The following is an 11,227-nucleotide window of genomic DNA, read 5'->3' as shown; positions in this document are numbered from 1 at the left end:
GATCAACAGGTGTGCGGGGCAGGGAAGTCGGGAAAGCCGCAGGAGCGGGTGCGGCGGCGATGGGGGCGGAAGTGGCGTTCGACGGTTTCGATTTCACTCCCGGGGCGCAGGTGCCGCTCTCGGGTTCCGCGGGACAGACGGCGGCGACCTTCGCCCTGGCCTCGGCGGCGTACCGGGACAGCGATGTCGGCGAGATCCTCAAGGCGAACAACCAGTGGCACGAGTCCACCGTCAGCTCGGGCCGCAAGTGGGCCACGATCTTCAGGCCCAACCTCGGCGAGGCCTTCGGGCGGGCGGTGGTGGACCGCATGCTGGGCGCGGGCCGCAAGCCCCTCATCCAGTCGTTCGGCACCGAGCCGCAGGTCGTCGTCGAGCACTGCCTCGCGGCGAACCGCATCCGCCGGGAGCGGGACAACTGGCTGTCGGCCGTCATGGTGCTGTGCGGTGTGCTGTTCCTGCCCGGACTGCTGGTGTGGCTGCTGGTCTTCCAGCTCCGGTCCATGATCGCCAAGCAGACGAACAAGCGCGCCGGCGCCCTCGGCACCACGCTCCTGGTCGCCTTCGGCGCCCTCGCCGTGGTTTTCCTCGTCCGCATGCCCTTCACCGGCTTCTGGGCCTGGTACGCGCGTGCGTCGGTGGTCCTCCCGGTGATCGGCTGGCTCTGGGCCAAGCAGATCTGCGAGCGGACCGCCAAGGACCTGCGCGCGCGCTGGGACAGCCTGCTGTCCGGCGGCGGCCTCGGCGCCAAGATCCCGGAGGCGGTGCCCGGCAGCCCGGGCGAGACGGCGGCCGAGCGGCTGCGCCAGGCCCTGGCCGCCCTCAGCGCCGAGCAGCAGTCCAACTCGGTGTTCTACGCCGGCCCCAAGGGCATACTCGGCATGGGCACCCGCTGGGGCAGCTGGCAGCTCGCCGAGGACCTCGTCCCCAAGGACCCGGACAAGGAGATCCACCCCTTCCGCAGCTGGGACGTCGTCCGCAACATCCACGACAAGCTCCGCATGCTGGAGCGCGGCCCGCTCAACACCGGTGGTTTCCCCACCCCTTCGATCAAGCACTGGATCGTCTCGCCGATCGGTGAGAACGCCAAGGAGGTGTCCCGGCCGGGCGGCACGGACGTCGAGGCGTACACGATCAAGAGCCACGCCATACAGGACATCTGCAACAAGCAGCAGTTCGGCAGCGGCCAGCGGCACTACCTCGGCGTGCAGTGGACGCTGTGGGACGGCCAGTTGATCATCACCATGCTGATCACCGTGACCGTGCTGCACGAGACGCTGCGCATCGAGGTCACCGGGCACGCCCTGGGTCCCGTGCACTCCCTGTTCACCAGCAAGCCCGAGGCCCCGACGAAAGAGGTTGCCAAGGCGGTCAAGTTCTGGGAGACCCGCAAGGTGAAGCTGCCGCTGGTCACCACGGACGAGGTCGTACGTCTCACCGCGCGCGCCCCGCTCACCGGGTACCCGCCGCTGCTGAACTGGCTCGGCGGCAAGCTGACGCTGCCCGAGCCGTTCGGCCTGCGGCACGCGTGGGCCGACCAGCCCTGGCGGCACCGCTTCATGGCTGACGACGCGCTGCGGGCGGCCACGCCGGTGCTCCGTGTCGTGCACGCGGCGGCGATCAAGGTGCTGGACGAGAACGGGGTCGACACGGAGAAGTTCGGTAACCGGTCGGCGTTCCTCAGCACGGCGGTGCAGGATCCGTCGCCTCGGAAGGCGGACCTCTACGACGCGTGAGCCTCCGGCGCAGGGGCGGGATGGGCCGGTGCGCGGAGTGACGGTCGTCAGGGGCTGGTCGCGCAGTTCCCCGCGCCCCTGAAGGGGCGCGTCGACGGGGGCGCCTGTCAGCAGGCGCCCCGTTTGAACTAGTGCGTCGGCCAGGCCTCTGCCAGCATCTTGCGGGTGTCGGCCAGGAGCTGTGGGAGCACCTTGGTGTGGCCGACGACCGGCATGAAGTTGGTGTCGCCGCCCCAGCGGGGGACGATGTGCTGGTGGAGATGGGCGGCGATGCCCGCGCCCGCCACCGTGCCCTGGTTCATGCCGATGTTGAAACCGTGCGCGCCCGAGGCGGCGCGCAGCGCGGTCATCGCCTGCTTGGTCAGCTCGCCGAGCTCGGCGGTCTCCGGGTCGGTCAGGTCGGTGTAGTCCGCGACGTGGCGGTAGGGCACGACCATGAGGTGGCCGCCGTTGTACGGGTACAGGTTGAGCACCGCGTACACCTGCTCACCGCGCCTCACGATGAGCCCGTCCTCGTCGGACTTGGCGGGGATCGAGCAGAACGGACAGCCGTCGTCGGCCCCCGGGCCGGTGGGCTTGTTCTCGCCCTGGATGTAAGCCATCCGGTGGGGCGTCCACAAGCGCTGGAACGCGTCCTGCGTTCCCACTCCGATCTGCTGCTCCGGCTCACTCGTCATGTGGTGCAGCATATTGCTTCGCCCGTTCGCGGCGTGTCGGCGGGGCTCTGCCGAATGCTCGCCGGGCCAAGCTGGGCCGATGGACGACGACAGCCGACAGGCCCGGTGGGAAAGGCGCACCGAAGTCCCGCTCAGCGTGGCCTCGGCGTTGTTCCTCGCCGCGTACGCCGTCCTGGTCCTCGGGCACACGCTGCCCGCCGTCTGGCGGCAGGCCTGTGTGGCGGCGATGCTGGCCGCGTGGTCGCTGTTCGGCGTCGACTACGCGGTGCGCTGGGGTCTGAGCGGACAGCGCCTCGGCTTCATCCGCGCGCACCCGGTGGACACGCTGGCGCTCCTGCTGCCGCTGCTGCGTCCGCTGCGCATCGTCAAGGTCTACGAGGCCGTACAGCGTCATCGTGGAGAGCCCCGTCTCTCCTTGCATGCGCGCGTGGTCTTCTACGCGGGGCTGTCGGCCGCGCTGCTCGGCTTCGCGGGCTCCCTCGCCGTCTACCAGCAGGAGCGCGGGGCGCCGGGCGCCTCGATCCGGACGTTCGGGGACTCGGTGTGGTGGACCTGCACCACGCTCACGACGGTGGGGTACGGAGACGTGGTGCCGGTGACCCCGATGGGGCGCACGATCGCGTCGGTGCTGATGGTGTGCGGTCTGGCGCTGCTCGGCGCGGTGACCGGCTCGTTCTCGTCCTGGCTGCTCCAGGTGTTCGCGCGCGAGGACGAGAACGACGGGGAGTACGGGAACAAGGGTAGGAAAAAGCCCCCGGGGAGCTGAGCTCTCCGGGGGCCTTCCGTCACCTGCGCGTCAAAGAGGCGCCGGACGCGTCGGACCTGCGCGTCAGACCTGTGCGCGCTCCTCGACGACCTTCATGATCTTGGCGATCGCCTCGTCGACCGGGATGCCGTTCTCCTGCGAGCCGTCGCGGTAGCGGAAGGAGACGGCGCCGACCGCCATGTCCTCGTCGCCCGCGATGACCATGAAGGGCACCTTCTGCTTCTGGGCGTTGCGGATCTTCTTCTGCATACGGTCGGAGGATCCGTCGACCTCGACCCGCAGACCCTTCTTCTTCGCCTCGGTGGCGAACTTCTGCAGGTACTCCACGTGCGCGTCGCCGATCGGGATGCCGACCGCCTGCACGGGCGCCAGCCAGGCCGGGAACGCGCCCGCGTAGTGCTCGAGGAGCACCGCGAAGAAGCGCTCGATGGATCCGAACAGCGCGCGGTGGATCATCACCGGACGCTGCTTGGAGCCGTCGGGGCCGGTGTACTCCAGGTCGAAGCGCTCCGGCAGGTTGAAGTCCAGCTGCACGGTCGACATCTGCCAGGTCCGGCCGATCGCGTCCTTGGTCTGGACGGAGATCTTCGGACCGTAGAACGCGGCGCCGCCCGGGTCCGGGACGAGCGGGAGGCCCTGCTTCTCGGCCACCTGCCGCAGCGTCTCGGTGGCCTCCTCCCAGACCTCGTCGGAGCCGACGAACTTCTCCGGGTCCTTGGTGGAGAGCTCCAGGTAGAAGTCGGTCAGGCCGTAGTCGCGCAGCAGGTTCAGGACGAAGGTGAGCGTCTTGTCGAGCTCCTCCGCCATCTGCTCCTTGGTGCAGTAGATGTGCGCGTCGTCCTGCGTGAAGCCACGAGCGCGGGTCAGGCCGTGCACGACGCCCGACTTCTCGTACCGGTACACGGTCCCGAACTCGAAGAGGCGCAGCGGCAGTTCACGGTACGAGCGGCCGCGCGCGTCGAAGATCAGGTTGTGCATCGGGCAGTTCATGGGCTTGAGGTAGTAGTCCACGCCCTCGTCGAGCTGCATGGGCGGGTACATGCCGTCGGCGTACCAGTCCAGGTGGCCCGAGGTCTCGAAGAGCTTCCCCTTCGTCGCGTGCGGGGTGTAGACGAACTCGTAGCCCTCTTCCTCGTGGCGGCGCCGCGAGTAGTCCTCCATGACGCGGCGGATGATGCCGCCCTTGGGGTGGAAGACGGCGAGGCCCGAGCCGATCTGGTCCGGGATGGAGAAGAGGTCCAGCTCGTTGCCCAGCTTGCGGTGGTCGCGCTTCTCGGCCTCCACGAGGAAGTCGAGGTGCGCCTTCAGCTCCTCCTTGGAGGGCCAGGCGGTGCCGTAGATGCGCTGGAGCATCGGGTTCTTCTCGCTGCCGCGCCAGTACGCGGCGGCGTTGCGCATGAGCTTGAACGCCGGGATGTTGCGGGTGGTGGGCAGGTGGGGACCGCGGCAGAGGTCCTTCCAGCACAGCTCGCCGGTCTTGGCGTCGAGGTTGTCGTAGATCGTCAGCTCGCCGCCGCCGACCTCGACGTCCGCGCCGTCGTCCGAGGACGCGGAGCCCTTGATCCCGATGAGCTCCAGCTTGTACGGCTCCGCGGCGAGCTCCTCGCGGGCGTCCTCGTCGGTGACCACACGACGGGAGAAACGCTGACCGCGCTTCTGGATCTCCTGCATCTTCTTCTCGATGGCCTTGAGATCCTCGGGCGTGAACGGCTTCTCGACGTCGAAGTCGTAGTAGAAGCCGTCCTTGACCGGCGGGCCGATGCCCAGCTTGGCCTCGGGGAAGAGTTCCTGCACGGCCTGCGCCATGACGTGCGCGGTGGAGTGGCGCAGGATGTTCAGGCCGTCCTGGGAGGAGATCTCGACGGGCTCGACCTCCTCGCCGTCCTTCACCTCGTACGCGAGGTCCTTCAGCTCGCCGGCCACGCGGGCCGCGACGATGGTGCGCTCGCCCGTGAAGAGGTCGGCGGCCGTAGTGCCCGTCGTCACCACGCGCTCTTCCCGCTCGGAATCGCGTTGGATGATCACACGGACGTCTGACACCGGTCTCTCCTGACTGAAGGGGACGCGCACCTTCTCTTACGTACGCAATACAAGGGCGATCGTACCGAGCCCGGGGCGCCCTCCGCGAAACGGTTACCGGCAAAGCTCCACAAAGCCCTCAGTCCCCGCTGCACGCCTCCTCGAAGAAGTCCAGGTTCTCCTGGAGCGACTTCATCAGCCGGTCCCGCTCGGCCTCGTCCACCTGCACCGGTACGACCCCGGAGGCGTCGGTGAGCCTGCGGAAGCCGCCGCGGCTCTCCAGTCGCCCCAGCACCCGCACCGGCAGCCCCACCAGATGGGCGTGGCCCGCTATCCGGTACGCCTCCTCGTCGAGCGTCATGCGGACGTGCTGGACCTCCGCTCCCGCGATCACCCGCAGCCGTACGGTGCCCTCGCCGCGCGGCTGGGACCTGCGCATCCGCACCACGGCACCGGTGAGGCGCACCGGTACGGACGGCTCGGCGCGCAGATAGCGGGCCCCGGCCTCGCGCAGGACGGGCAGGTCGCCGGGCGTGAACTCGACGGCCTCGTCGGGCGCCGCACAGCCCTCGGGGACCCCGGCGGCGGGCGCCCACTCGACGGCGATCCGGGCGCCCTCCGTGCCGCGCACGAGGGCGACGACGGCCTCGGTGAGTTCATGGCTGACGCCGGCCTCGACGGCCGCGTCGAAGGCGTCCATGCCGCCGGTGGCCCGCTGGTAGTCGATGGCCTCGCGGGCGGCGTACAGCGCCTGGTGCAGGCGTACCGACAGCGGCCGGCCGGTGTCGACGGGCACGAAGGCGGTGAGCCGGCGCCCGCCGGGGTCGGCGCCGACGAGGACGTTCTCCAGGGAAGCGGCGGCGGGCCTGCGGTGGCGGGCGCCGTAGTAGCCCGCACGCGCGCGTGTGGCGAGCGCCGCCGCGAGCAGCATCGAGCGGGCGGCCGAGCGCAGCCGCTCCTCCACGCTCCAGGACGTGGCGCCCACGGGCCCGGTCGGCACATCGCGCCACCAGCGGATCTCGTCGCTGGGCACGGCGAGGGCGACCAGGACGTCGCGCGCGGACGGCGCGCCGCTGCGGGAGAGCGCGAGGAGCGCCTCGCCGAGGAGGTCGTCGCTGTCGGGGAAGGCCCGGTTCTCCGGCACGAGCAGGCTCGTGCCGCCGCCACCGGGCCCTGGTGGGGTCCACCGGCCGTACCGTCCGGCCGCTCCGCCGCGGCGCTGCCAGCCGTGGCGGTGCAGCAGCGCGCTGAGGACGGCGGGGTCGACCTGGCCCGGCTCGGGCGGCTCGGTCCAGTGGGACTCGACGGGGTGCGGCCTGACCGGCCGGAGCGGTTCGCCGATGGAGTCGATGGGGCGGTGTGTCAAGGTTTCCCTCCCGTCCCGACCCTCGTCATGATCTCGCAGAGCGCCCTGTCGTCGAAGATGCGCGAGGTCGGTATACGCACGGTGGTCCGGCGCCGGCCGGTGATCGCGTGGCCGGCGAGGTTGATCCAGTAGCAGCAGTGCCGCAGGTCGAGGCGGTCGTGGCTGGCGCGCAGCCAGTCGTCCTGGGACCTGGGCACGAGCATCACGACCAAAATCTTGTGCACCGACACCGGGGTGCGGGCGAGCTTCGCCAGGTGCTCGTTGTCGAGCGTGAAGGAGAAGGCGGGCCCGGGCGGGTTCGGCGGGATCTGGTACGTGCACTTGAGCTGCACCTTGATGGTGACTTCGTCGTCGACCGTGTGCCCGGGGGCGCTGTGGCTGACGTGCCAGTCGATGCCGTTGTCGGGAAAGGGCTGGGACAGCGAACAGCCCGCCGCGGCCGCGACGGCGTGCAAGTAGCCCACCTGCAAGGTCTCCATGCAGGCGGTGGTGGCGAGTGTGCCGCGATGGGGTGCCGTCCGCTGGGGCAGCAGCCCGCCCCGCTCGGGCTGCGCGAGTGCCATGAGTCCAACAGCCTTCCAAGCCAAGTGATTCCCCGCGACGGGCCGCTGAACTGCAAAGACCCGTACCTGTGTTGTCTCCTTCCGGCGTACGGCGCAAACAGCCCGGGTATCACCAAACGGGCAGAAGACGGTGCGTCAGCTGCCGTGGGTGAACGAGGAGTTGTGTACGTATGACGTGCTGGTACGAAGGCCCTTTGGCCGCGTTCGACACGGAGACCACGGGCGTGGACGTCGAGACCGACCGGATCGTGTCGGCCGCCGTCGTCGTCCAGGACGCCGCGGGTTCCCGACCCCGGGTGACCCGCTGGCTGGTCAACCCGGGAGTGCCGGTGCCCGCGGGCGCGACGGCGGTGCACGGGCTGACAGACGAACACCTTCAGCGCAACGGCCGCTGGCCGTCGCCGGTGATGGACGAGATAGCCAGGGTGCTGGGCGAACAGGCCGCGGCGGGCCGCCCGCTCGTCGTGATGAACGCGCCGTTCGATCTGACGCTCCTGGACCGGGAGTTGCGCCGCCATCGCGCCACCAGTCTCGACCGGTGGTTCGAGCCGGCGCCGCTGCGTGTGCTCGATCCGCGGGTTCTGGACAAACATCTGGACCGCTATCGCAAGGGCCGCCGCACCCTGACCGACCTGTGCGCGCACTACGACGTGGTGCTGGAGGGCGCGCACGACGCGGCGGCGGACGCACTGGCCTCGATGGAGGTCGTACGAGCGGTGGGGCGTCGTTTCGCCACCAGGCTGGAGCGGCTCTCCCCCGCCGAGCTGCACACCCTGCAGTCGGTGTGGCACGCGGCACAGGCGCGCGGCCTTCAGGCGTGGTTCGCACGCAGCGGTTCACCGGAGGCGGTGGATCCGTCGTGGCCGCTGCGCCCGGAACTGCCGGCGGCGGCCTGAGCCCGCGCGGGACAACGAAAAACCGGTCCGTCTGTGACGGACCGGTCTTCTCCGGGTGGGCGATACTGGGTTCGAACCAGTGACCTCTTCGGTGTGAACGAAGCGCTCTCCCACTGAGCTAATCGCCCGGGAACGCACTGAACAATACAGGTCCCTGCGGGTGTGGTTCAAACCGCTTCGGGGTGAGCCGTCAGTCGCCCGTGAGTCGGGCCGCCAGTCCGCGCTGTCCCGCGCGCATCATCAGGGCGTGGTTGGCGCGGAACACCGGCCGTCCCGGCACCGCGAACCGCCGCAGCAGCGGCTTGCTCACGTCGACTTCCTGGTCGTACTGGGCGCGGGTGCCGGACCCGGCGGTGGTGAGCGTCCAGCGCGCCCAGCCGTCGAGGTCACCCGCCATCGCGATCTCCAGGACCCCGGCCGCCGGGTCGCGACGCAGCTCGCGCGCCGTGAACACCAGGTCGTACGGCAGGAACGAGCGGACGCGCAGGGTGCCGCTGCGCTCGTCGATCCGGGTCACCTCACGGACCTGGGGCCACCAGCGCGGGTAGTCCTCGGCCTGTTCGAGAACGGAGTAGACCTCGGCGGGTGGCGCGGGCAGGGCCCACACACTGCGGAAGCGGTAATGGCTCCAGTCCATGGACGGAGTGTGCCCGAGCGGGCATCTGAGTACCGCATGAGTACGCGCACTCATGCCTGAGAAGGTGACCGGGACCACACTCCCGGAATATGACCCACCTTCCGCCCCCGGCCGAGGAGTTGCGGCTCCTGGACACCGAGCTGCGGCAACTCGACGCGCGCCGGGCCCTGTTGCTGGCGCGCCGCGCCTGGCTGATCACCGCGCTCCGGCCACCCATGGCTCCGCCGCTCCCGCTCCCGCCCGTACGCCGGCCCGAGACCACGGCGCCCCGCGTCCAGAACGTGCTGCTCGTTCTCGGCGGCGCCCTCCTGACCATCGCCGCGATCGCGTTCACGCTGGTCAGCTGGGGCCGGATGGGGATCGCCGGGCGGGCGCTGGTGCTGGGCGCGGTGACGCTGGGCGCGCTCGGCTCACCCGTGCTCCTGCTTCGGCACAGGCTGCGCTCGACGGCGGAGGCCGTGGCGGGGCTGGGGCTCGCGCTGACAGTCCTGGACGTGTACGCGCTGCACGAGGTCGCGCTCCCCGACACGGACGGCCTGGGCTACGCGGCCGTCGCGTCGGCCCTGCTGGCGGCCCTGTGGACGGCGTACGGACTCGCACTCGGCGGGCCGCGCCGGCCGACCGGTGAACCGGCCACCCCCGCGCGGCTCCCGCTGCGCCTGCCCCTGCCCACCGCGCTGGCCGCCGCGCAGCTCCCGCTGATCCTCTGGGCGGCCGCGGCCGACGCGGGCGCCCCCGCCATGACGGCCGCGCTGCTGGTCACGGCGGCGCTCGACACGGCCGTCGCGCTCCGGGTGCCCGTGCGGTCCGTATGTCTCGTCGCCGCCGTGGGCGCGTACGGCCTGGGCGGCTGGGGCTCCTTCGCGGCCGGCTGGCTGTCCTGGACGGCCACCGGTCCGAGCGCCGTCGCCCGTGCGGCGGCGCTCCTCCTCTTCGCCGCGGCGATCGCTCTGGTGGCGGCGTGGCGGCTGCCGGACACGAACGTCGCCACCTGGGTCGCCTCGGCCGGCGGCCTGCTCACGGTCGCCGCGCTCGGTGGCGTGCCGCGCTCGTCGCTGCCGGGCGAGTGGACGGTTCCGGGGTATCTGGTCTGCGCTGTGGCCCTGTTGGCGGCCGTACGCACCCGGCTCCCCGAGCCGATGCGGCGCGGCCTCGCCCTGGCGGCCGGCTCCGTGCAGGCGGTCGCGGTGGTGTGGGCGCTGCCGCCGGTCGCCGTCGCTCTGCTGGGCCCGGTGGCCTGGGTGGGACGTGTCTGGACCGGGACCCCCTCGACCGCGCGTGAGGCGGTCGCGACCGACGGCGTCCCCTGGCCTCCGTACGCGGCCACGGCCCCGCTCATCCTCGTGGTCGTCGCCGCCGTCCTCGCCGTGGCCCTCCGCGGTACGCAGTGGCGCCCCAGGGCGACCATCGGCGCGTCGGCCCTCGTCTGGGCGGCCGCGCTCGTCCTTCCCGCGGCCCTCGACATCCCCTACTGGGCCGGGATGTCGGCGCAAGGACTCACGATCGTGACGGCGCTGGCGTGCATCGCCCGCTCGGCGGAGCCGCGCCCGGTCCTCTTCCTCATGGCCCTTGTCAGTTCGGTGAGCCTCGCATGCCTCTCCCTGGCGACCGAGGGCACGACCCTCGGCGTCCTCGCCGCGCTGACCGTGCTGTTCGCCGCCGTGTCCGGGCGCTCGCGCCTCGCCCCGGTCGCCGCCCTCACGTACGCCACCGCCCTGGCCTGTGCCGTGGGTGCGTCCCTCGGCTGGCAGCCGCAGTACATCGCGCTGCTGGTCCTCCTCGTACCGGTCGTCGCGGCCCTGCTCGCGGCACGCCTCGTCGGCTCCCCCGCGCGTGTATCCGTCGAGGTGACGGGCGCCGTCGCCGGACTGCTCGCCGTCGGCCTCGCGGTGCCCGACCCGCCGTTGCTGGCCCTGGTCCTGGCCCTGTGCGCGGTGATCGCCGCGGGCATCGCCGTACGAGAGGACCGGCGGCCCGCCGGTTACGCGGCCACCGCCCTGTTCGTGCTGGCCGCCTGGGTCCGGCTGGCGTGCTGGGGCGTCGGCTCCGTCGAGGCGTACACACTGCCGGTGACCGTCCCGGCGCTGCTGGTGGGGGCCGTCGCGCGCCGCAGGGATCCGCTGACCTCGTCCTGGACGGCGTACGGAGCGGGGCTGTCCGTCACGCTCGTGCCGAGTCTCCTGACGGCGTGGATCGACCCCCACTGGCCGCGCCCCCTGCTGCTCGGGGTCGCGGCCCTCGCGGTCACCCTCGTGGGCGCCCGGCACCGGCTGCGGGCCCCGCTCGTCCTCGGCGGCGGCGTGCTCGCGCTGGACGCCCTGCACGAACTCGCCCCGTACCTCGTGCAGATGGCGGGCGCGCTGCCGCGTTGGGTGCCTCCCGCACTCGCCGGTCTGGTGCTGCTCGCACTCGGTGCGACGTACGAGCAGCGGATCCGGGACGCGCGACGCGTGCGGGACGTCCTCGGACGGATGCGCTGAAGGGACGGTCCGAGACTGCGGCCGCGTCGTGGCCGGTCGCGCCCACGCGGCGGAGCCGCATATGTCACAGCCCCGCGCCCCTGAAGGGGC

9 protein-coding genes and 1 tRNA gene are annotated in these 11,227 nt (G+C 71.5%); 4 read left to right on the top strand and 6 right to left on the bottom strand.

Translation table 11 applies throughout. The features are described 5' to 3' along the window. Positions 1-59 precede the first annotated feature (59 nt). The gene (locus ACZ7M3_RS20710) at positions 60-1,733 is read left to right on the top strand and encodes a hypothetical protein (RefSeq protein ID WP_351308649.1); all 1,674 of its coding nucleotides are present in this window, start codon (positions 60-62) and stop codon (positions 1,731-1,733) included. Between the two features lie 128 nt (positions 1,734-1,861). Here the strand turns inward: ACZ7M3_RS20710 and ACZ7M3_RS20705 are convergent, their stop codons facing one another. After that, a complete protein-coding gene (locus tag ACZ7M3_RS20705; protein ID WP_452971581.1) occupies positions 1,862-2,422 on the bottom strand; it encodes an HIT family protein in 561 nt (186 codons plus the stop codon). 67 nt (positions 2,423-2,489) lie between these two features. Here ACZ7M3_RS20705 and ACZ7M3_RS20700 point away from each other — a divergent pair, with 67 nt between their 5' ends. Further along, positions 2,490-3,176, top strand: a complete 687-nt coding sequence (locus ACZ7M3_RS20700; RefSeq protein ID WP_472065002.1) for a potassium channel family protein — start codon at positions 2,490-2,492, stop codon at positions 3,174-3,176. Positions 3,177-3,239: 63 nt separating this feature from the next. Here ACZ7M3_RS20700 and thrS read toward each other — a convergent pair whose 3' ends face one another. The 3 genes from thrS to ACZ7M3_RS20685 form a co-directional block, all read right to left on the bottom strand. Then, positions 3,240-5,216: a threonine--tRNA ligase gene (thrS, locus tag ACZ7M3_RS20695; RefSeq protein WP_472065000.1), complete on the bottom strand. Its 1,977-nt coding sequence runs from the start codon at positions 5,214-5,216 to the stop codon at positions 3,240-3,242. Between the two features lie 118 nt (positions 5,217-5,334). Beyond that, positions 5,335-6,561 carry a hypothetical protein gene (locus tag ACZ7M3_RS20690; RefSeq protein ID WP_351308659.1) on the bottom strand — a complete coding sequence of 409 codons (1,227 nt, stop codon included), beginning with the start codon at positions 6,559-6,561 and terminating at the stop codon, positions 5,335-5,337. Beyond that, positions 6,558-7,124 (bottom strand): DUF4365 domain-containing protein, encoded by a 567-nt coding sequence (locus ACZ7M3_RS20685; RefSeq protein ID WP_054233932.1) that lies wholly within the window; start codon positions 7,122-7,124, stop codon positions 6,558-6,560. Before ACZ7M3_RS20685 ends, ACZ7M3_RS20690 begins: the two co-directional genes overlap by 4 nt. A 170-nt stretch (positions 7,125-7,294) precedes the next feature. On the opposite strand from ACZ7M3_RS20685, the gene ACZ7M3_RS20680 reads away from it, so the two are divergent. After that, entirely contained in the window at positions 7,295-8,020 is a 726-nt protein-coding gene (locus ACZ7M3_RS20680; RefSeq protein ID WP_472064998.1) for an exonuclease domain-containing protein, read from the top strand. Between the two features lie 56 nt (positions 8,021-8,076). Here ACZ7M3_RS20680 and ACZ7M3_RS20675 read toward each other — a convergent pair. Continuing rightward, positions 8,077-8,148: transfer RNA gene (locus ACZ7M3_RS20675), tRNA-Val, on the bottom strand. A gap of 62 nt (positions 8,149-8,210) precedes the next feature. Beyond that, positions 8,211-8,657: an SRPBCC family protein gene (locus ACZ7M3_RS20670; protein ID WP_351308666.1), complete on the bottom strand. Its 447-nt coding sequence runs from the start codon at positions 8,655-8,657 to the stop codon at positions 8,211-8,213. 89 nt (positions 8,658-8,746) lie between these two features. Here ACZ7M3_RS20670 and ACZ7M3_RS20665 point away from each other — a divergent pair, with 89 nt between their 5' ends. Beyond that, positions 8,747-11,137 carry an SCO7613 C-terminal domain-containing membrane protein gene (locus ACZ7M3_RS20665; RefSeq protein ID WP_472064995.1) on the top strand — a complete coding sequence of 797 codons (2,391 nt, stop codon included), beginning with the start codon at positions 8,747-8,749 and terminating at the stop codon, positions 11,135-11,137. Positions 11,138-11,227: the final 90 nt, after the last annotated feature.

Source organism: Streptomyces sp. NPDC111656 (assembly GCF_055656965.1).
The sequence above is the reverse complement of the archived record's forward strand: the minus strand, read 5'-3'. Positions and strand labels throughout refer to the sequence as shown.